Source organism: Jingyaoa shaoxingensis (assembly GCF_014385005.1).
Taxonomy (GTDB): domain Bacteria; phylum Bacillota; class Clostridia; order Lachnospirales; family Lachnospiraceae; genus Marvinbryantia; species Marvinbryantia shaoxingensis.
Map to the genome: position 1 here is coordinate 46,077 of NZ_JACRSZ010000009.1, position 22,243 is coordinate 68,319.

The 22,243-nt window shown below is 43.6% G+C and carries 21 protein-coding genes; 19 read left to right on the forward strand and 2 right to left on the reverse strand.

Going from position 1 to position 22,243, the window contains the following annotated elements; all coding sequences use genetic code 11:
• The first annotated feature begins 77 nt into the window (after nt 1–77).
• The 17 genes from H8716_RS09810 (at nt 78) to H8716_RS09890 (ending at nt 18,915) form a co-directional block, all read left to right on the forward strand.
• A complete protein-coding gene (locus tag H8716_RS09810) occupies nt 78–1,412 on the forward strand; it encodes an MATE family efflux transporter (protein WP_249308524.1) in 1,335 nt (444 codons plus the stop codon).
• A gap of 2 nt (nt 1,413–1,414) precedes the next feature.
• Entirely contained in the window at nt 1,415–1,936 is a 522-nt protein-coding gene (locus tag H8716_RS09815; protein WP_249308525.1) for a phosphatase PAP2 family protein, read from the forward strand.
• Between the two features lie 23 nt (nt 1,937–1,959).
• A complete protein-coding gene (locus H8716_RS09820; RefSeq protein WP_249308526.1) occupies nt 1,960–2,982 on the forward strand; it encodes an NUDIX domain-containing protein in 1,023 nt (340 codons plus the stop codon).
• 130 nt (nt 2,983–3,112) lie between these two features.
• Nucleotides 3,113–4,516 (forward strand): alanine/glycine:cation symporter family protein, encoded by a 1,404-nt coding sequence (locus H8716_RS09825; protein ID WP_249308529.1) that lies wholly within the window; start codon nt 3,113–3,115, stop codon nt 4,514–4,516.
• 162 nt (nt 4,517–4,678) lie between these two features.
• Nucleotides 4,679–6,196 (forward strand): alanine/glycine:cation symporter family protein, encoded by a 1,518-nt coding sequence (locus H8716_RS09830; RefSeq protein ID WP_249308531.1) that lies wholly within the window; start codon nt 4,679–4,681, stop codon nt 6,194–6,196.
• A gap of 187 nt (nt 6,197–6,383) precedes the next feature.
• Entirely contained in the window at nt 6,384–6,983 is a 600-nt protein-coding gene (locus H8716_RS09835; protein ID WP_249308533.1) for a zinc dependent phospholipase C family protein, read from the forward strand.
• 193 nt (nt 6,984–7,176) lie between these two features.
• Complete coding sequence (locus H8716_RS09840) at nt 7,177–8,019, forward strand: transporter substrate-binding domain-containing protein (RefSeq protein ID WP_330606554.1); 843 nt, start codon at nt 7,177–7,179, stop codon at nt 8,017–8,019.
• Nucleotides 8,020–8,033: 14 nt separating this feature from the next.
• Nucleotides 8,034–8,825: an amino acid ABC transporter permease gene (locus H8716_RS09845; protein WP_249308535.1), complete on the forward strand. Its 792-nt coding sequence runs from the start codon at nt 8,034–8,036 to the stop codon at nt 8,823–8,825.
• Complete coding sequence (locus tag H8716_RS09850; RefSeq protein ID WP_249308537.1) at nt 8,822–9,562, forward strand: amino acid ABC transporter ATP-binding protein; 741 nt, start codon at nt 8,822–8,824, stop codon at nt 9,560–9,562. The genes H8716_RS09845 and H8716_RS09850 overlap by 4 nt, the downstream gene beginning before the upstream one ends.
• A gap of 151 nt (nt 9,563–9,713) precedes the next feature.
• Entirely contained in the window at nt 9,714–10,736 is a 1,023-nt protein-coding gene (locus H8716_RS09855) for an ABC transporter ATP-binding protein (RefSeq protein WP_249308539.1), read from the forward strand.
• Nucleotides 10,723–11,688: an ABC transporter ATP-binding protein gene (locus H8716_RS09860; protein ID WP_249308540.1), complete on the forward strand. Its 966-nt coding sequence runs from the start codon at nt 10,723–10,725 to the stop codon at nt 11,686–11,688. Before H8716_RS09855 ends, H8716_RS09860 begins: the two co-directional genes overlap by 14 nt.
• Before the next feature lie 18 nt (nt 11,689–11,706).
• Nucleotides 11,707–12,627, forward strand: a complete 921-nt coding sequence (locus H8716_RS09865) for an ABC transporter permease (protein ID WP_249308541.1) — start codon at nt 11,707–11,709, stop codon at nt 12,625–12,627.
• Between the two features lie 11 nt (nt 12,628–12,638).
• Entirely contained in the window at nt 12,639–13,637 is a 999-nt protein-coding gene (locus H8716_RS09870) for an ABC transporter permease (protein WP_249308542.1), read from the forward strand.
• A 65-nt stretch (nt 13,638–13,702) separates the two neighbouring features.
• The gene (locus H8716_RS09875; protein ID WP_249308543.1) at nt 13,703–15,268 is read left to right on the forward strand and encodes a peptide ABC transporter substrate-binding protein; all 1,566 of its coding nucleotides are present in this window, start codon (nt 13,703–13,705) and stop codon (nt 15,266–15,268) included.
• Between the two features lie 186 nt (nt 15,269–15,454).
• The gene (locus H8716_RS09880; RefSeq protein WP_249308545.1) at nt 15,455–16,564 is read left to right on the forward strand and encodes a dipeptide epimerase; all 1,110 of its coding nucleotides are present in this window, start codon (nt 15,455–15,457) and stop codon (nt 16,562–16,564) included.
• Between the two features lie 51 nt (nt 16,565–16,615).
• Entirely contained in the window at nt 16,616–17,527 is a 912-nt protein-coding gene (locus H8716_RS09885; protein WP_249308546.1) for a C40 family peptidase, read from the forward strand.
• The gene (locus tag H8716_RS09890) at nt 17,524–18,915 is read left to right on the forward strand and encodes a transglutaminase-like domain-containing protein (protein ID WP_249308547.1); all 1,392 of its coding nucleotides are present in this window, start codon (nt 17,524–17,526) and stop codon (nt 18,913–18,915) included. The genes H8716_RS09885 and H8716_RS09890 overlap by 4 nt, the downstream gene beginning before the upstream one ends.
• A gap of 77 nt (nt 18,916–18,992) precedes the next feature.
• Here H8716_RS09890 and H8716_RS09895 read toward each other — a convergent pair whose 3' ends face one another.
• On the reverse strand, nt 18,993–19,550 hold the full coding sequence (locus H8716_RS09895) for a GNAT family N-acetyltransferase (protein WP_249308548.1): 558 nt from the start codon (nt 19,548–19,550) through the stop codon (nt 18,993–18,995).
• Nucleotides 19,551–19,771: 221 nt separating this feature from the next.
• Between H8716_RS09895 and arcC the strand changes: the two genes are divergently transcribed.
• Nucleotides 19,772–20,701 carry a carbamate kinase gene (gene arcC / locus H8716_RS09900; RefSeq protein ID WP_249308549.1) on the forward strand — a complete coding sequence of 310 codons (930 nt, stop codon included), beginning with the start codon at nt 19,772–19,774 and terminating at the stop codon, nt 20,699–20,701.
• A 75-nt stretch (nt 20,702–20,776) separates the two neighbouring features.
• Here arcC and H8716_RS09905 read toward each other — a convergent pair whose 3' ends face one another.
• Nucleotides 20,777–21,118: a cupin domain-containing protein gene (locus tag H8716_RS09905; protein ID WP_249308550.1), complete on the reverse strand. Its 342-nt coding sequence runs from the start codon at nt 21,116–21,118 to the stop codon at nt 20,777–20,779.
• A gap of 177 nt (nt 21,119–21,295) precedes the next feature.
• Between H8716_RS09905 and spoIIIAA the strand changes: the two genes are divergently transcribed.
• Nucleotides 21,296–22,240 carry a stage III sporulation protein AA gene (spoIIIAA, locus tag H8716_RS09910; RefSeq protein ID WP_249308551.1) on the forward strand — a complete coding sequence of 315 codons (945 nt, stop codon included), beginning with the start codon at nt 21,296–21,298 and terminating at the stop codon, nt 22,238–22,240.
• The last annotated feature ends 3 nt before the right edge of the window (nt 22,241–22,243 follow it).

Genomic DNA, 22,243 nt, shown 5'->3' on the forward strand with positions numbered 1-22,243 from the left:
TTAAAAAATATCGTATTGCATTGGCGTGATATTGTAGTAAAATAAAAAACTGAGATTAACTTTTGGAGTGAGGATCTATGACAAAAGATTTAACTACCGGAAAGATCATGCCGATTCTGGTGAATTTTACGGTACCGCTTGTTCTTGGCAATCTGTTTCAACTTACTTATAATGCGGTAGACAGTATTATTGTGGGGCAATTTGTTGGAAAAGAAGCTCTTGCAGCAGTAGGAATCTGCAATCCGATCAGTACGCTGATGATTTTGTTCCTAAATGGGTTGTGTATGGGAGCCAGTATTCTCATGGGTATCCAGTACGGAGCGAAGGATTATAAGACGCTGCACAGACAGATCAGTACCACGATGCTGTCAGGTATGATTTTTTCTTTCATTTTGACCTTATTTTGTGTGATTTGTGCCACACCGATCCTGCATCTGTTGCAGGTAGATCCATCGATTATGGATATGACAAGACAGTATCTGCGGATCATTTTCCTGGGACTGATGTTTACGTTCCTGTACAATTTCTTTTCCAGCACCTTAAGGGCACTGGGCGACAGCGCATCACCATTGTATTTCCTGATTATCAGTGCAGTGCTGAATATTTTTGGTGACCTGTTCTTTGTCATTGTATTAAAGACAGGAAGTAACGGATGTGCTGTATCTACCGTATTAAGTGAAGCACTCTGCTGTCTGTTCTGCATTATCTACATACAGAGAAAAGTGCCGATTCTCCGTCTGGGGAAGAAGTGGCTGGTATTTGATGTCAGTCTGTTAAAGAAAACGGTTGCTTATGGATGGGCATCTGCCATGCAGCAGGCAACGGTACAGATGGGAAAGATTGCGATACAGGCGCTGGTGAATACCATGGGTGTGTCAGTAGCAGCGGCTTTTGCGGTCGTGAACCGTATCGATGACTTTGCCATTACACCGGAGCAGAACATTGCACATGCCATGACTGCTTTGATGGCACAGAACAAGGGCGCAGGGAAGACAGACCGCATGAAAGAAGGCTTTCGGTGCGGCACCATACTGGAGCTTATTTATGGTGTGGCAGTTATGCTGATCTGCCTTCTTTTTGCCAGACCGCTCATGTCTCTGTTTGTAAAAGATGAAGAAGTAATCGGACATGGTGTGATTTACCTGCATTTGATTGCTGTGATGTATATTTTACCGGCAATTACCAATGCTATTCAGGGATTCTTCCGTGGAATCGGAGACCTGAAGGTGACACTGCTCAGCAGTTTTACCAATATGGGCGTGCGTGTGATTGCGGCAGCACCTATGATCCTGTTATGGAACTTTGGTATCGAAGCACTGCCATATTCCTATCTGGCTGGCTGGATTGCCATGCTGATTGTGGAGGCACCGCTGATGGTCAAGATTTATCGAAAATCCGGAAAAGGAGAATAGGAATGGAACTTCAAATATTAGATGTATTACAAACCATACATAACCAGGCTTTGGATACTATTATGTGTGCGATAACCCGTCTGGGAGATGCAGGAATCATCTGGATTTTACTTTGCGTTGTCCTGCTGATACTGCCAAAGACCAGAAAGACAGGAGTAGTTTTAATGGCTGCACTGCTGGTGGATCTGGTGGTCTGCAACGGAATTTTAAAACCACTGGTACACAGAATCCGTCCGTTTGATGTAAAGACAGGAATCGAATTGCTGATCAACCGACCGACGGATTATTCATTCCCGTCCGGACATACGGCAGCATCTTTTGCATCGGTGATGGCGCTGTATCTGGCAGGAGAAAAGAAACTTTGGATACCGACACTGGTACTGGCAGTCCTGATTGCCTTTTCCAGACTGTATTTGTACGTACATTACCCAACAGATGTACTGGGCGGTATGATAATTGGGATAGCGGCAGGAGCCATTGGGTATTGGCTGGTGAAGAAAGTACAGGAATTGAAGAATATATAAAGTAGAAAAGCAGGAGTTTACAAATGATAAAATTAACCACACTTTGTTATCTGGAAAAGGAAGATCAGTACCTGATGCTTCACCGTACGAAGAAGGAGCAGGATGAGAATAAGGATAAATGGATTGGCGCAGGCGGCAAGTTTGAATACGGAGAAAGTCCGGAAGACTGCCTGCTTCGCGAAGTAAAAGAGGAGACTGGCTATACGTTACATTCTTGGCGTTTCAGAGGGATCGTGACTTTTGTATACGGAGAAGATACGGTGGAGTATATGTGTCTGTATACAGCAGACAGATGGGAAGGGAAGCAAATAATCTGTACAGAAGGTGATCTGGAATGGGTGAAGAAAGAAGAAATCTGGAAGATGAACCTCTGGGAAGGTGACCGGATTTTTTTTCGGCTGTTGACAGAAGAGACGCCGTTTTTCTCTCTGAAACTGGTTTATAATATAGAAGGAACATTGAAACAGGCGGTGTTGAATGGAAAAAAACTGGAGCTGTTTGATATTTTGAATGAGGACGGTACGAAGTCGGGCATTGTCAGGGAACGGGGCGTGGCCCATCTGGATGGCTCACTTCATGCAACCGTACATATCTGGATTGCCAGGCCAAACGAAAAGAGCGGCTATGATATTTTATTGCAGAGGAGAAGCCATCATAAGGATTCCAGTCCGGACTGCCTGGATATTTCATCTGCAGGGCACATCAGTACCGGAGATGGTTTTCTGCCAAGTGCTATGCGGGAAGCAAAAGAAGAACTGGGTCTGACACTGGATCCTGAGAAATTGAAGGAGTTGGGATTCCATCGAAAGAAGTTCGAAGGAGAATTCTACGGAAGACCATTCCGGGATAATCAGTTAAGCAAAGTTTATCTTTATATAGAAGCAATTGATATTACAAAACTCACCCTGCAGGAGGAAGAAGTCTCAGAGGTAATCTGGATGGATTATCAGGAATGCAAAAAGGGAATACAGGAGAACACAATTAAGAATTGTATTTATCTGGATGAATTTGAACTGGTCGGAAAAGGACTGGGAATTGACGGATAAACCAAAGCATGAAAAATTAACCTCTTTTCAAAAAAACGGAAATAGGGTATGATGTTACATATTTGTGCGTTTCGGCAAAATATGTAACAGATACCCGTTGAGAACTTGCAATATGTGAAGAGGAGGATTTATGTTTGAAACAGTCATTGACGTAATCAACACGTTTCTCTACAGTAAACTGTTGATTGTGATATTAATTGGTTCCGGTATTTATTTTACGATCCGAACCAGATTCCTACAGGTTCGTTTGTTTAAGAACGCCTGCAGTGCGGTAATGGAGAAGCCAGAAGGAGAGGCAAGTGTATCATCCTTTCAGGCATTGATGGTTTCCACAGCATCTCGTGTGGGTACTGGAAACATCGTAGGCGTATCATCTGCCATCTGTATTGGTGGTGTTGGATCTGTGTTCTGGATGTGGGTGATTGCTATTATTGGCAGTGCATCTGCCTTGGCAGAGAGTACTCTGGCACAGATCTACAAGAAAAAAGGCGAAGATGGAGAATGCTATGGCGGACCGGCGTATTATATCGAAGCAGCTCTGCACAGCAGAGGACTGGCCATTGCTTTCTGTATCGCCATGATTCTGACCTATGCCTTTGGATTTAATATGCTGGCGTCTTACAATCTGCAGTCTACCTTTGCAGGAATGTCTTTTTATAATGCAGAGGTAACCCCATGGATCATCGGAGGTATTCTGGCACTGGTAACCGGATGGTGTCTGCTGGGAGGAGGTCACAGAATTGTGAATGTAACATCTACCGTGGTTCCATTTATGGGGATTGTATATATTCTGATATCACTTCTGGTGGTAGTATTAAATATCGGCCAATTACCGGCAGTTTTGGCACAGATCTTTGAAGAAGCATTTAATTTTAAAGCAATTTTTGCAGGATTTGCCGGATCTGCCATGATGCAGGGAATCCGCAGGGGACTGTATTCCAATGAAGCGGGTATCGGTTCTGCACCGAATGCGGCAGCATCTGCCAATGTATCCCATCCGGTAAAACAGGGACTGGTGCAGATGTTGTCTGTCTTTATTGATACACTGTTACTGTGCACTGCAACTGCCATGATGTGTCTGGTGTCCGGTGTGGCACCGGCAAAAGAGCTGCAGGGAGCACCGTGGGTACAGGCAGCCCTTCATAAGACACTGGGATCTTTTGGACCCTATTTTATTATGATTGCCATGGTATTATTTGCATTCACCACATTACTGGGTAATTGTTTTTACTGCGATAATCTTCTGACTTATATTCACAAAAAGCGGCCGGGTAAGGAGTTCATGACAGGATTTCGGATCGTGTCTGCTCTGGTAGTATTCCTGGGAGCAGGAATGGAAATGACACTGCTGTGGCATATTTCCGATGTACTTATGGGTGTAATGGCGCTGATTAATATTCCGGTGATACTGATCCTATCCAATACCGTATTAAAGGCATTAAAAGATTATGAGACGCAGGTAAAAGAAAAAAAGAACCCGGTATTCTACAGCAGGAATATTGATTTAAAGCAAAAAACAGATTATTGGAATTAAAAAATATGAGGACTTCTACAGGTATCAGAGTCTGCAAGAAGTCCTTTTTGTCATCCTGCAAAAATAAAAGGTTTTATATGGAAAAAACTTGCGAAAAATGTCAGATTATAGTAAATTGAAAGACAGGGCAATTTAAGGATATGAGAACGAAAGGAAAGAAAAATGGAATTATTTGTAACAGTTATGAACGCTGTGAATGACATCATCTGGCATCCGGTGATGTGTGTGTTCCTGATGTGTGCAGCGATCTGGTTTACGGTTCGTCTGCGAGGCATTCAGGTACGCAGGTTCAAAGACATGGTAAAATGTCTGGTAGAAAAGGGTGACAATAAAAAAGATACTGGTCTGTCAGCGTTTCAGGCATTCGCGACCACAGTAGGGGGAAGAGTCGGTACCGGTAATATTGCAGGAACTGCAACAGCCATATTTATGGGAGGTCCTGGTGCATTATTCTGGATGTGGGTAACTGCGATCCTTGGAGCATCAACAGGTATTGTGGAATGTATTCTTGGTCAGGCTTATAAGACCAGAAACCTGGGAGAACTGACCGGTGGTCCGGCTTATTATATGTCGAACGGTATCAAAAATAAAAAGTTTGGAAGAGCGTTGGCAGTATTGTTCTGTATTGCTGTTTTCATTGGACCTGGATTCCTTCTTCCTGCTATGCAGACGCAGACAGCAGCTACTGCGATTAAAGGAGCGTTTGGAATTCCGTTTATCGTAGTTGGAATTGCTATGGTGATTATTGTTGGTGTGGTAACGATGGGAGGAATCAAGCGTATCGGACGGGTAGCAGAAGTTCTGGCACCGATTATGTGCGGAATTTACTTCTTTATTACCATTGTTATCTTTGTAATGAATTATAAAGAGATCCCGGGCATGTTTGGTTCTATTTTTGCCAGTGCATTTGGAAAGAATGCTGTATTTGGCGGAATCGTAGGATCCGCAGTGGCATGGGGAATCAAGAGAGGATTCTTCTCCAATGATGCAGGAAACGGAATGAGCCCGCTGATTTCTGCAACTACGGACACTTCTCATCCGGTAAAACAAGGACTGGTACAGGGACTGTCGGTTTATATCGATACACTGCTGGTATGCAGTTGTACCGGATTCTGCATTCTGCTGGCAGGTACTTATAATGTAGCAGCAGACGGAACAGGAGCAGTGCTACTGGTAGAACAGGCACCAGGCATTCAGTATGGTATTTCCTTTATGCAGGAAGCACTGCGTGTATCGATTGGAAAAGCAGGAGCCATGTTCCTGGCTGTGATGCTGTTTATCTTTATCTTTACTACGATGCTGTCTTATTCTTATCAGCTGGAATCTACCTGCAGATATCTGTGGGGAGAGAATAAAGTGGTAGTAACCATTGTACGTATTTTATTCCTGGTGTTCTGCCTCTTTGGAATCCTTATCGATGGAGATACCATCTGGCCAATGGGTGATATCGGAGTGGGCTGTATGCTCTGGGTCAATACCTTCAGTATTCTGCTTCTGACACCACAGGTAATCAGAATTGTGAAAGATTATGAAAATCAGAAAAAAGCAGGGTTGGATCCTCTGTTTGACCCTGAAACCGTCGGAATTCAGGATGAAGCTAATGTATGGGGAACCTATGTAGAAAAGAAAAAGAACCGCGGAGACTACGAGAATCCGGATCTTGGTTATAACAAAAAGTAAATAGTTTATGAGATGGTTCTGTGGACGGTCCAGTGGAGTGTTCACAGAACTTTTATATTTTAACACTTGTATATTAGAAGAAAAAGCAGTAAACTGTGCTCGAAGTTGTTTAAGAAATAAGAAAGTGCAGCTGGGAGTACAAGAACTGTGATCAGAGACACCCGGCTCATTTATCGGAGGATAGAGTATGCGTAAAAAATCACATATAGCATTGGCAGGGTATCTGGTACGGGAGATGGATGATGCCAATATGCAGAAGCATTGGAAGGCATTTTATTTTGGATCCATACTGCCAGATCTGACGCCAAAGATGATTACTGACCCGCATGAGTTTGATTCATCTTATCTGGAACTGAAGAAGAAAATTGCAAAGCTGCTGTCTGAAGCGAGAGAACATGCCTGTAAGGAACGGACACTGTTCTGCAGACTGGGAGTGGTGATGCATTATTTGGCAGATTATTTTACGTTTCCGCATAACACTACATTTGGCGGGAATCTGAAGGATCACTGCCTGTATGAAAGAGATATGAAGCATGAACTGCGTGTCAGAATTCATACGGAAGAGGCCGTACAGATTTTTGAACATCAGCAGAAGAAGCAGAATCAGATCCGTACAGCGGCTCAGCTCTTTGATTATATCGAAGAAATGCATCGCACTTATTTAAAAAGAAGAGAGAATCTGGCAGATGACTGTCGCTGGATTATGGAGATGTGCTCCTGGGCACTGATTGGGTTAGTAAATATCATTAGTGGTTATGAAAATACTGCAACAGCGGTTGTAATTTAAAAAAGAATATGCTATAGTATAGAACATTAGAGGACAAAGGCGCTCTCGACAACGAGATAGCTTTGTCCTTTTTTATTTGCGCGAACAACGAGCCAAAGTCTGTGCTTGCACAAGACCTTGGCGACTGTCGCGACAACTTGAGAAACTAGTAAAGTGTGTTTCTCATAGTTTTTAAGAGAAGAGGAGAGAAAAAATGAACAAAAGTGTAAAAACAGCAGCAGGCGTCATGTGTGCAACCGCTATGGTAATGGCAATGAGTAACAGTGTATTTGCAGAAGATGCAAAGACATTAAAAGTGGCAATGGAGTGTGGCTATGCACCATATAACTGGACACAGCCAACAGACGAGAACGGTGCAGTACAGATCTCAGACAGTACCGAATATGCATACGGATATGATGTTATGATGGCAAAACATATTTGTGAAGAACTGGGATATAATCTGGAGATCGTAAAAATGGACTGGGATTCTCTGGTACCGGCCGTTGTATCCGGAACGGTTGACTGTGTTATCGCAGGTCAGTCTATCACATCAGAACGTCAGGAAGTGGTAGATTTTACAGATCCATATTATTATGCATCGATTATTACACTGACAAAATCAGACAGTAAGTACGCAGATGCCAAGGGAGTAGCAGATCTGGCAGGTGCTACCTGTACATCACAGCTGAATACTATCTGGTATGATAATTGTCTGCCTCAGATCAAGGACGCTAATATCCTGCCTGCACAGGAATCTGCACCTGCTATGCTGGTAGCGCTGGAAGCAGATAAATGTGATATCGTAGTGACAGACCAGCCAACAGGACTGGCTGCATGTGTAGCTTACCCAGACTTTACATTACTGGATTTTTCAGATTCTGATGATCCATTTGAAGTATCTGATGAAGACATCAATATCGGCATTTCCCTTCAGAAAGGAAATACGGAACTGAAAGATGCTATCAATGGTGTTCTGGAAAAAATGACTGCGGATGACTATGAGGAAATGATGAACGAGGCAATTGCTGTTCAGCCGCTTTCTGACGCAGAATAAAGGAGCGTGTTACTATGCCACAGGATTTTTGGGGCAGAGTGATTTATCTGCTTCAGACAAGAGGAAGTTCCTATGCGATGGGAGCGTTAAATACCATGATCATTGCTCTGGTCAGCACATTTATTGGCTGCGTGATCGGATTTGCAGTGGGTATTGTCCAGACGATACCAGTGAGTAAAAAGGATTCTGTCTGGAAAAAGGGAATTTTAGGAATTATCAAATTTATCTTAGGCGTGTATGTAGAAGTTTTCCGTGGAACACCTATGATGGCGCAGGCCATGTTTATTTACTTTGGATCTTCTGCTGTATTTGGTATTAATATGTCTATGTGGTTTGCTGCATTCTTCATCGTATCGATTAATACAGGAGCTTATATGGCGGAGACAGTCCGCGGAGGAATACTGTCTATTGATGAAGGACAGACAGAAGGAGCAAAAGCCATTGGAATGACACATTTTCAGACCATGCTGTATGTAATACTGCCACAGGCTCTGAGAAACATTATGCCACAGATCGGCAATAACCTGATTATTAATATCAAGGATACCTGTGTACTGTCTGTCATCGGTATTGTAGAGCTGTTCTACGCAACCAAGAGTGTGGCAGGCGCATTGTATACCTATTTTGAATCTTTTGCCATTGCGATGGTGATCTATTTTGTGCTGACCTTTACCTGCTCCAGGATTTTACGTCACTGGGAAAAGAAGATGGACGGCAGTGACAACTATGATCTGGCAACGTCAGATACACTGGCACATACCAGTGGCATGTACAGCTACAGCAAGAAGGAGGAGAAGGACGAATGAGCGAAGAAGTTATAAAGGTGAATCATTTAAGCAAGTCCTTCGGGAAACATGTGGTTTTGCGGGATATTGATTTTTCCGTATCCACAGGGGATGTGACCTGTATTATAGGGGCATCAGGATCCGGCAAATCGACTCTGCTGCGCTGTATGAATCTGCTGGAGACACCAACTACCGGAGAGATCCTCTATCATGGCAAAAATATTGCCGACGGACGTACGGATGCGGCTGGATACCGGGCAAAGGTAGGTATGGTATTCCAGAGCTTTAACCTGTTTAACAATATGACGGTTTTGCAGAACTGTATAATCGGACAAACCAAGGTTATGAAAAAAGAGAAAGAAGCAGCAAGGACAAGTGCTCTTTCATATCTGGAAAAGGTAGGCATGGCACCTTATATCAATGCCAAGCCACGTCAGCTCTCCGGTGGACAAAAACAGCGTGTGGCAATCGCCCGTGCGCTGGCTATGGAACCGGAAGTGCTGCTCTTTGACGAACCAACGTCCGCATTAGATCCTCAGATGGTAGGAGAAGTGCTGGATGTTATGAAACAGCTGGCAAAAGAGGGACTGACTATGATCATTGTTACCCATGAGATGGCATTTGCAAGAGATGTATCCAATCATGTGGTGTATATGTCAGATGGAGTAATTGAAGAGGAAGGAGATCCTCATCAGATCTTTACCAGCCCACAGAGTCCGAAAACAAAAGACTTCCTCAGCCGCTTTATGCGAGGTTAGAAAAAAAGCTTGACAGATCCTATAATCAGGATTAGTATAGGGAAAATAAAACAAAAGATAAAATGAAAAGGACGCAGGTGTCGAATAGATCGACATCTGCGCTCTTTTTTATTTTCAGAGGAATTACAGGATATAAAACATTGGAGGCAATATGGAAACAGAAAAACAGGAAGAATTGCTGAAGGTCAACAACCTGGCAATTTCATTTTATAACAAATCCGGGGAAGTACAGGCGGTTCGCGGAATCACCTATACATTACATAAAGGGGAAGTACTTGGGATTGTAGGAGAATCCGGAAGTGGCAAATCCGTTTCCAGTCACGGAATCCTGAGATTGACCCCGGACACCGGAAAAGTGAAAAGCGGAGAGATATTATTTCATGGAAAAGACATTCTGAAAATGTCAAAAAAAGAACTGCAGGAGCTGCGGGGAAATAAAATTGCCATGATTTTTCAGGATCCCATGACTTCACTGGATCCGCTGTTCACGGTAGAGTATCAGCTGGATGAATCTTTGAAAAAACACACAAAGCTGGATGCACAGGCAAGAAAAAAGAGGATGATTGAACTACTGAATCTGGTGGGAATCAATCAGCCGGAACGGAGAGTGAAACAGTATCCATATGAATTTTCGGGAGGTATGAGACAGCGTGTGATGATTGCCATGGCGTTATCCTGTGACCCGGAGCTGCTGATTGCAGATGAGCCTACCACAGCACTGGATGTAACCATTCAGGCGCAGATCGTGGAATTGCTGAAAGAACTGAAAGATAAGCTGGGAATGGCTATTATATTTATTACCCATGATCTGGGTGTGGTTTCTGAAATATGCGACAAAATTATTGTTATGTATGCAGGAAAAATTGTAGAAGAAGGAACCAGCAGACAGATTTTTTATGAAAGAAAGCATCCATATACCGAAGGTCTTCTGGCTTCTGTACCAAAGCTGGATACGGATTCCAGTGAAAAACTGAAGCCGATTAAGGGAAATCCACCGGATATGAGCTGTGTAAAACCAGGCTGTGCATTTGCACCCAGATGCGGATGTGCCATGCAGATCTGTGTAAGAGAAGAAGCACCGGAATGTGAATTGAATGAAACACATAATGTGTCCTGCTGGCAGATCATAAAAAAAGCAATGGAAGGGCAGGTGACAGCAAATGGAAAAGAATGAGATCCTGCTGGAAGTAAAAAACCTGAAAAAATATTATCCGGTACGTACCGGATTTGTTAAAAAAACAGAATTAAAAGCAGTAGATGATGTCAGCTTTTTTATTCGAAGAGGAGAGACTCTGGGAATTGTCGGAGAGAGCGGATGTGGAAAAACCACACTGGGAAGAAGTATCCTAAGACTGGAAGAACCGACATCCGGTGATATTCTTTATGAAGGAAATTCGATTATCGGTAAGAAAATGAAAGATTACCGTACAAAGATGCAGATTGTTTTTCAGGATCCGTATGCATCACTGGATCCGAGAAAAACAGTTTCGGATCTGATCGGAGAAGCTATGGATCTTCAGAATCTGTGTAGCAGCAAAGCTGAGAGGAAAGAACGAATTCTGGAACTGATGAAGCTGGTGGGATTAAATACACAGTTTTATAATCGTTTTCCTCATGAATTTTCCGGAGGACAGAGACAGCGTATCGGAATTGCCAGAGCACTGGCAGTGAATCCCGGATTTATCGTCTGTGATGAACCTGTTTCCGCACTGGATGTATCTATTCAGGCACAGATCATCAACATGCTGGAAGAATTACAGGAAACCAGGCAGCTTACTTATCTGTTCATAGCACATGATCTGGCAATTGTAAAGCATATCAGTGACCGGATTGGAGTCATGTATCTGGGACATATGGTAGAACTGACAGATGGAGAAGAACTCTACAGGACGCCGCTTCATCCATACACAGAGATGCTTTTATCTGCTATCCCGATTGCAGATCCGGATCTTTCCGCTGCAAGGAAACGAATCCGGCTGGACGGAGAAATTCCGAGTCCTTTGAATCCGCCGTCAGGATGTCCATTCCGCACCAGGTGCCCGAGGGCAGATGAAAAGTGTGCAGAATGTATGCCACAGTTGACGGAAGCAGTACCGGGACATTATGTGGCATGCCATCATGTATAAGGTGAGAGGAGAGAAGAAATGCAGACTTGGAGATATATGCTTAAACGAATTCTTCTGGCTGTTATCAGCATATTTGCAATTATAACCATTACATATTTTCTGATGAATCTGATGCCGGGAGATCCATTTATGTCAGAAAAAGCATCAGAAGAGAATCGTGCGATCCTGATTGCCAAATATGGACTGGATCAGCCGGTGTATGTACAGTATGGAAGATATCTGGAGAATCTGTTTCATGGGGATATGGGAACCAGTTATGTATTACAGAAAGGAAGGGCAGTAAAGGATATCATTGCAGAATCCTTTAAAGTATCCATGGGACTTGGTGTAAGAGCACTGATCCTTGCTGTGATCTGCGGTATTATTTTGGGATGTATTGCAGGACTTTGCAAAGACAAATTGCCGGATGCCATTATCCGTGTATTATCATCTGTCGGTATATCCATGCCGGGATATGTCATCGCATCCGCACTGATGATGCTGTTGGCAGTCAATCTGAAAATTTTACCGGTAAATTATAACAAACCTGGAGGATGGATTATGCCAATGATTACGCTGGCAATCTATCCGACATCTTATCTGACCAGGCTGACAAGGGCCAGCATTCTGGAAGTTATGAATCAGGATTACTTAAGAACAGAGCGGGCAAAGGGAATGTCTGAATTTGTGGTGGTATTTATTCATGCATTAAAGAATTCTCTGATTCCGGTTATTACTTATCTGGGACCACTGACTGCATCTATTCTGACTGGAGGATTTGTAGCAGAGAGTGTATTCAGTGTACCTGGACTGGGACGTTATTTTGTAAGTTCCATCAGCAGCCGGGATTACACTATGATTATGGGCGTCACCATTTTCTATTCGTCGCTGATTGTTATAATGAATCTGGTATGCGATATTCTGTATAAAATCGTAGACCCGAGAATACAGTTGGATTAAAGGAAGAAGTCATGAAGAATATATTAACCTTACAAAATAAAATTTTACCGGAAGATTTTGCACCGCTGGATGCAGATTATTTCAAGGAAGAAAGTCTGGATACTGAAGAAATCGGATACTGGAAGGCAAGCTGGATCCGTCTGAAATCCAATAAGATTGCCATGGCAGCACTGGTGGTCATTGTACTTATGTTTGTCTTTGCTTTTATCGGACCGATGTTGTCTCCTTATTCCTATGACCAGCAGGTTAGAGGAGACGAAGCACTCTGGCCGTGTATGTCACATCCTTTTGGTACAGACCGTCTGGGAAGGGATATTCTGGTTCGGTGTATGATTGGAACCCGTATTTCCATGATAGTAGGTTTGGTATCTGCAGTCATTGTTATGATAGTAGGAAGCATTTACGGAGCAATATCTGGTCTGGTCGGTGGAAAAACAGATATTATTATGATGCGTGTGGTCGATATTATCTATTCCGTACCGGAGATTTTGTTGATCGTAGTAATTAAGATGGTCATAAGTGAACCATTGCAGACATTGATTGACACTGTACCGATGTTTCATGGGCTGCAGAAGATTGGATCGGGTCTGATTGCGATCTTTATTGTATACGGATGTCTTTACTGGGTCGGCATGGCGCGTATAGTCCGTGGCCAGATCCTGCAGTTGAAGACACTGGATTTTGTAACAGCGGCAGAAGCACTTGGATGTGGAAAGGCAACCATGATCCGGGAACACCTCCTGCCAAACTGTATCGGGCAGCTGATTGCGACAGTGATGCTTCAGATTCCGTCAGCGATTTTTACCGAAGCATTTTTAAGCTATCTGGGAATCGGTGTTTCTGCTCCGATGGCAAGTCTTGGATCATTAACATCCGAGGCTTTGAACGGAATCACGACTTATCCGTACCGTGTCATTTTTCCGGCAGTACTGATCAGCCTGATCATTTTATCATTTAATCTGTTCGGAGACGGTCTGAGAGATGCACTGGATCCGAAGATGAAAAAGTAGATATATATCCGGAAACGGATTTATATAGTTTTGCAGAATTCTGCATGAAAAAAGGAGGAAGAATTGTGAGAAGAAGAAACAAAATGGCTCTGGCCGCAGCAGTAATTGGACTTACAACGATGGCATTTTCATCAGGAGTGTTTGCTGAAGATGCGGAAAAACTGGAGATTTCCGTAACCGGCGGCGGTGAGGATTCCATGCAGTTAAATACAGCAACCAGTGGCTTTTTAAATGGTCTGTCAGCACTGCGCCATTTGTATGAGGGCCTTTATAAACTGGATGCTAACGGAGAAGTTGTACTTGGCCAGGCTGCTTCTGTAGAGGAAAGTGATGATAAGCTGACTTGGACCTTTACGTTAAGAGATGATATTACCTGGTCAGACGGACAGGCAGTAACAGCAGGAGATTTCGTTTTTGCTTTTGACAATCTGGCAGCACAGGGTGGTGATTACTGTTCTCTGCTTTCCGATGTTGCAGAAAGCTATGAAGCACCGGATGATAAGACTCTGATTATTCATCTGAAGCAGCCATGTGGATACCTTCCATCGATTCTGGCATTCCCGTCTACCTATCCGGCAAGACAGGATTATGTGGAAGAATACGGTGATGCCTATGCAACCGATCCGGATAAGGCTGTTTATAATGGTCCTTATGAGATGACAGACTGGGCTCATGAGTCTGAAGTGGTCATGAAACTGAGAGATGACTATTATGATGCAGATAATATTGATGTGGGAACTATTAACTGGGAACTGATTACAGAAGAAAGTTCTGCACTGGCTTCTTTTGAAAGCGGTGAATATGTATATTCAGATCTTTGCCCAGATGAAGAAAAACCTCGTATGGAAGGAAATGGACTGACCTATACAGCAGGCAATAACAATTACTGCGTTATGTTTAATCTGGGTGATAAAGGCAATGATGTTCTGAAAGATGAAAAAGTCAGAGAGGCACTGTCCCTGACCATTGACCGTGAACGAATCATCAATATTCGTGGTTTAAATGATGAAGTTGGTGTGACACTGATTGGCCGTGGCTATACCAATGAAGAAGGTACAGATTTTGTAGATTACTGTGATCCATGGGAAGATGTAGATGCATATGAAGACAACTGTGAGACAGCAAAACAGCTTCTGGCAGAAGCCGGATATGAAAACGGAGAAGGATTCCCGGCGCTGACTTATATTGTCAACAACGACAGCCGTAAAGAGATTGCAGAATCCATCGTTAATGACTGGAAAGAAATCCTTGGTATTGATTCCATTACAGTGGAAAAAGTAGAGAACTTCTCTGCTGCAAGAAGATCCGGTGATTATGATATTGCATATTATGGATGGTTTATGGATTACACTGATCTGTCCAATATGTATGGAACCTTTATCAATACCGGTGATGCCAACTCTTTCTATCAGAGTGATGAATATGATGCAGCATACCAGAAAGCCATCAGCACAGATACACAGGATGCACAGTGGGAAGCATACAAAGAATGTGATGCCATTCTTGCAAAAGATCTGCCGGTATCTGTAATTCTCCATTCAATGAGTTCTTATCTGTTTGATGATAACAATTATGACGGACTGGTATATTCCTGCGGAAACTTTGTGTTCACTTATCTGAAAGCATTATAACAGAGACATCTCCCACCTCTAAACAAAGTGCAGGTGGTGGGTCAGAAGTGAGTCTTGAAAAAGACAGTTAATTGCCCCTGTGTGGGACATCGAAATAATAAATATGTGCAGCAAGCCATGACTGCGGGATCACCGTGGCCATGGCTTCACTGCATTCCTGAACTAATAGAAAAGAGGAATAAATTCATGAGAATACAGAAAATAGCCGTCGGATACATCAGTATCCCTCTGGTAACCCCATTTAAGACAGCGCTGCGTACTGTGGACAATGTCAATGACCTGATTGTGAGAATTACTGCAGATGACGGAACAGAAGGATTTGGCGAGGCACCGCCTACAGCTGTAATCACCGGGGATACCAAAGAGTCCATTGAAGCGGCAATCCGCTATTATATAGCACCGGCCATTCGGAACATGGATCTGGAAGATCTGCCGTCTATTATGGAAAAACTGGAACATTGCCTTGCAAAGAATACCAGTGCCAAAGCAGCAGTAGATATTGCATTGTATGATTTATATGCAAAAATGCAGAAAAAACCATTATTTCGCTTGCTGGGAGAGAAAAAATCAGATAAAGTAAAGACAGAACTGGAGACGGATCTGACCATCAGTGTGAATGATACGGAAGAAATGGTGCGGGACAGCCTGGCAGCTGTGGAGCAGGGATTCCGTATTCTGAAGATAAAGGTAGGAAAAGGTGGCAGCAAGGATGTAGAACGTATCCGTGAGATCCGGAATGCAGTTGGAAAAGATGTGGTAATCCGAGTAGATGCCAATCAGGGATGGACAAGAGAAGAAGCTGTATCTACTATCCGTGCTATGGAAAGGGAAGATCTGGGAATTGAACTGGTGGAACAACCGGTATCCTATCATGATTTCAAAGGTATGCAGTATGTAACTGCTAATGTAGAGACAAAGATACTGGCAGATGAGAGTGTTTTCTCTTATGAAGATGCAGTGCGTATTATGGAAGAGCGGGGAGCAGACCTGATCAATATTAAGCTGATGAAGACAGGTGGTATCCATGAAGCGGTCCGCATCTGTGATGCAGCAGAAGAACATGGTGTAAAATGTATGATCGGATGTATGCTGGAGAGCAAAGTATCTGTCAGTGCCGGAGTACACCTGGCAGCAGCCCGTTCCTGTGTTACCATGGCAGATCTGGACGGTCCTTCTCTTTGCAAGACAGATCCGTATGAGGGGGGACCCCAATTCATGGGTCCGAAGATTTATCTGCCGGAAGATCCGGGCATTGGCATTACAAAGGTTCCGGTAAGATTTGAGACAATTAAGTGACAGATAACCGGGGATAGCAGATAAGGCAGAAGCCTGAACAGGAGATCAGATATGGAAAAACAGTTTGGAATAATAACTGCGGAACATGCATGGATCCGGGGAGCGGCAGAAGGAGAAGATGGAAGAAACACCAGTGGTATTGAAGATGAAATCTTTTCCGGATGGGCAGTGAGGATGCTGGAAGAAGAAAATACAAAACAGTATGTCAAAGTGGAGACTCACTATGGATATACCGGCTATGTGAACCGCAGAGAACTGAAGAATATAACCAGAAAGGAACTGGTACAGTATCAGGATACAGAACGCTTCTGGCGTATTGGCATCAGTGAAGCAGATCTGTTGGATCAGCCCAGGGTGCAGGGGCTTCCGCTGGAACTGCTTCTGAAAAACAGTATCGTGGAACTTATGGACAGGGATGTAACGGAAGGATGGAGCCGTGTGCGAAGTGCGTCAGGCAAGACAGGCTATATTCATACAGAGAACCTGAAAAAAAGAAGGGACAGCGATGAATATCTGTTTCAGGAAGAGACAGAAAAAACAAATTATTTTCAGAAGTGGAAGAATTTATATGGAGAAGAAGAGGTATTACGCGAAAAACTGACAGACAGTGCCAGAGAGTTCCTCGGAACCCAGTATCGCTGGGGTGGAAAGTCTTCCCAGGGAATCGACTGTTCCGGCCTTGTTTTTATGAGTTACCTCGATCACGGTATTTTACTTTACCGGGACGCACAGATTCTGACAGAATATCCGGTAAAAGAAATTAGCAGAGAGCGACTGAAAAAAGGGGATCTGCTTTTTTTCCCGGGGCATGTGGCCATGTATCTTGGTGCAGAAAAATATATCCATGCAACCGGATATGTAAAAACACCTTATGTAACGATCAACAGCCTGCAAGAGACAGACCCGGATTACCGGCCAGATCTGGCAGAGAAAATAACAGGATATGGGAGTATATTTGCATGAGACAGTTTGAAACAAAAGAATTAGAATCTCTGGCAATGGAATTGCCGGAAGAGATACAGCAGTATAAGCTGGCAGGAGAATTTACAAAAGCACAGAAAGCCATCAAGAGATGGATGGAAAAACCGATAGCAGAAAGTTTAAAAGTCCGGCTCAGATATGAGCAGTATATTCTGGAGGAACTGCCGAAGGAATTTCCTTACACAAAAGAAGAGATCATAGAACTGTTTCAGGAAAAGATCCCTAATTTCTCAGACAAAGATTTGAAACGTATCGAGGAAGAGAACCTCGCCGAATGGATTTATCTAAATGGAGAGAAACACTATATACACAACCTTCTGCGCAATATCTGTGACAAAGACGAAGAAATACAGGAACGTCTGGGAATTTATGGAAAACTGACAGAAGATAAGAGACTGCTTCTGGCAAAAGTAAGAGAATTGCAGGAGAAAAAGACAGTGACAGAGAAGATTCATCTGCGCACTTCCATCCGGTTAAAGGATGAAGTTTTTCAGCCTGGTATGAAGATAAAAGTGCATTTGCCCCTTCCTGCACAGTGGTATCAGACATCGGAGATCGAGATTCTGGATCATGCAGCCGGAAAGGTTACCATAGATGATGAGAGATCCAGATACCGTTCCATCTGCTTTGAGGATACCCTGAAAGAAAACCGGACTTTTTATGTGGAATATCAGTATAAAGTACAGGCAGATTATATCGATCTGTGGGAGAAAAACAGTGAAATTCCGAAAAGAAAAGGCGAAGACTGGAAGCTGACAACAGAGGAACAGCAGGAGTACCTGTGTGAGCAGTATCCACATATCCGTTTTACCCCTTATCTGAAAGTGCTGGCAGAAGAGATTGTTGGCGATGAAAAACGGCCACTGGAGATTGCACGGAAGATTTATAATTATATTACTGAAAAGGTACAGTACTCCTATATGAAAGCATATTCCCTGATTCTGGATATTCCACAGTATTGTGCCAGAAATTTACGGGGAGACTGTGGGGTGCAGGCATTATTGTTCATTACCCTGTGCCGTATTTGCGGTGTTCCGGCAGGCTGGCAGTCAGGACTGTATGCCAATTCTGGATATGTAGGTCCTCATGACTGGGCCATGTTCTATGTGGAACCCTACGGATGGCTGTATGCAGACCCGTCGTTTGGTGGATCGGCATATGCGGTCGGGGACGAGAACCGGCGAAGATTCTATTTCGGTAATCTGGATCCATACCGCATGACAGCCAACCATGCATTCCAGCAGGAATTTGCAGTGAAAAAGCAATTTATGCCAATAGATCCATATGATAACCAGTCAGGGGAAATCGAGTCAGAGACAAGGGGATTTGCTTCTTACGAGATGGAAACGGAAAAAATATTTTTGAACTAAAAAGCAATCGTTACCAAAGACAGTGACTTCATGTAATTATGAAATCACTGTCTTTTTGACTGCACGAAAGTCTTTGGTCAGGGATGCTGATATATTTCAGGAAAATGACCGGAGGTATGATATCCCAGAACATAGCGGTCTCTGCCGCCATATTTGGTCATACGTTTCAGAATCTGGAAGCCTTCGCTTTGTACATTGCGAAGACTATATGTATTTGCAGGAGAAACTGTGGTGAGTACGAAACAGTCTGGATCCGGGGCTTTTGCATAAGACAGGCAGTGGGAGATCAGGGTGCGCTGTAGCCCATAACCACGGTAAGCGGAATCTACCACAATGGTGTCCAGTTTGGCACATCTTCGTACCGTATCTTCGTCCCAGCCAAGATCCCAGCCAAGATTATCGGAAGCTTTTTCAGGAAAGGCAAGGGATGCATAGGCAATGAGTCTGTCATGGTCATATGTACCGAAGATGACATTAGGTTCAGCCAGATAGGAAGCGTTTTCCTCACGGCAGGTGGCAACGAACAAGTCAGGACGCGGCATGGAGGCGCAGATCCGTTCCTGAAGATCCATGATATCGTCCAGATCTTCAGGGGTACACAGACGGATATGCGGTGTAAAATCAGATTTTTTCATAAACAAAAGCTCCTTTCAGTCAGTAATCTGTAACCAGTATAAAAAGAGAACGTAAAAAATGCAAATGATTATTTAAAATGAGTTTAATGAAAGAAATCGCGTGTTTGCATGACTTTTGGGCATCGAGAAATGTGTTGCCAGTCACGGAGTGAACAGTAACTCTTGAATTTTGATCTATAAGATAGTAATATAAAAAATAAAAACGATACGAGGTATTTACCATGAAAAAGAAGGTTGTCATCGCACTGGGACACAGCGCACTGGGAACAACATTCCCGGAACAGCAGGTGGCTGTTAAAGCTTCTGCAAAGGTACTTGCCGATCTGGTAGAAGAGGGCTGTCAGCTTATTATCACACACAGTAATGCCCCACAGGTTGGAATGATTCACACAGCTATGAATGAATTTGCACATTTTCACAGTGATTTTACCGGTGCACCGATGTCTGTCTGCTCTGCCATGAGTCAGGGATATATCGGATACGATCTGCAGAATGCACTTCGCAGTGAACTGGTAAAGAGAGGTATTTACAAGACAGTCAGCACCATTCTGACACAGGTCCTGGTAGATCCTTATGATGAAGCATTCTATCATCCGGTGAAAGTGATTGGACGTTATATGACAAAGGAAGAAGCCCAGAAGGAAGAAGCAAAGGGCAATTATGTAGTAGAAGAAAGCGGTGGACGTTACCGCCGTATTGTATCTGCACCACGTCCGAAGGATATTATAGAGATTGATGCCATTAATGCACTGGTAGATGCGGGACAGCTCGTGATCGCCTGCGGTGGCGGCGGTATTCCTGTTATGGCACAGGGTAATACCTTAAAAGGAGCCAGTGCGATCATTGAAAAAGATTATGCGGCAGGAAAGCTGGCAGAACTGACAGATGCAGATGTGCTGATGTTCATTACAGCGGACAAGCAGGTGGATATTGATATTGATACCGATCACCCAACCCTTCTTGGTTCCATTTCTGTAGCAGAAGCACAGAAGCATGTGGCACAGAACCAGTTTGGAGAAGTTGCCATGCTTCCGAAGATTCAGGCATCTATTGATTTCCTGACTCAGAAAGAAGGAAGAGAAGCCATTATTACCAACCTGGAACATGCGGCTGCAGCAGTAGCAGGAAAAGGCGGTACACATATCTCATAAAAATGTCCTATATGACACATAAAAGCCCGTTCAGAGGATAAGCTGAACGGGCTTTTTGCATAGTTTTGAAACGAATTACTCATTATAAATCAGTGCGATGAATACCAGATTTTCGTCAGTAGGATTCTCAAGAGAATGGGACTGTCCTACTTCGATATAACATACATCACCAGGTCCGACTTCGGTTCTGCTTCCGTCGTTATCTACGAAGATACCTTTTCCTTCCAGAATATAGTAAGGTTCTGTATTACCAACATGCTGGTGCCATCCGATGGTGCTGTGCGGATGAAGCACGATCTTGGCGAACATCTTTCCGTGACCGTTTAATTCTTCAGTGGATACAATATGATATTTTTCCAGACTGCCAGTTCCACCGGCAGGATTTTCAGCATATTCTACTGTTGTTTTTCTTACCATGATAGATCTCCTTTTCTGTTAATTAGTAATTCAAAATAGCCGTTCAGTACCTTTATACATACAGCTTTGAAGTGTAATTATCATATACTTTTTTCGAAAAAATAGCAAGTAACTTCAAAGGGGTTTTCAGTCATAAATCCTGACAGACCTCATATATTAACATAAGAGGTGGTGAGGATGGGAAACAGACAGGCACTGTTACATATTTTCCCGGGAAGTATCAGGGAAGTACTGGGAAGACTGAATCTGAATTATGAAAAATTACAGGAGATCCGGCTGAGATCGGAGAGGCCGATTGCCGTGCTGTGGGACGGAAAAGAATATTTTGTGAAGAAAAGCGGGGAAGCCACTGTGTACAGCGAGGATGGGTATTGCCCCGGCAGTCAGGAGATGGTACAGATCATGGAATATGTATCTGGCTATTCCATGTATGCTTTTGAAGAAGAACTGAGACAGGGATTTCTGACTATTCAGGGAGGACACCGGGTAGGAATTGCCGGAAAAGTCCTGCTGGAGAATGGAAAGGTAAAAAATATTCGCCATATCGCATTTATCCATATCCGTCTGTGTCACCAGATACCGGGCTGTGCAGATGCGCTGATGCCTTATCTGACGGAAAAAGAAAATGTATATCATACACTGATTATTTCGCCACCGGGTGCAGGAAAAACGACGCTGCTCCGTGATGTGATCCGCCAGATATCCAATGGAATACAGGGATGTGCAGGAAAGAACGTGGCTGTGGTGGATGAACGCAGTGAGCTGGCGGGCAGCTATTACGGAGTTCCCCAGAATGACCTGGGAATACGCTCCGATATTCTGGACGGATGTCCCAAGGCAGAAGGCATGATGATGATGATTCGTTCTATGGCACCGGAAGTGATTGCTGTGGATGAAATCGGGACAGAGGAAGACAGAAGTGCCATAGAGACAGCCAGCTGCTGTGGATGTAAGGTTCTTGCAACAGTACATGGCAGTTCGGTGGAAGATATTCAGAGGAATCCATGTATACAGAGACTATGCGAGGAAAAAACTTTTGAACGGTACGTGGTTCTGAACAGGGAGTATGGCAAAGGACACATTCAGGCTATATATGACGGTACATTCCGTAGACTCCTGTGAAGA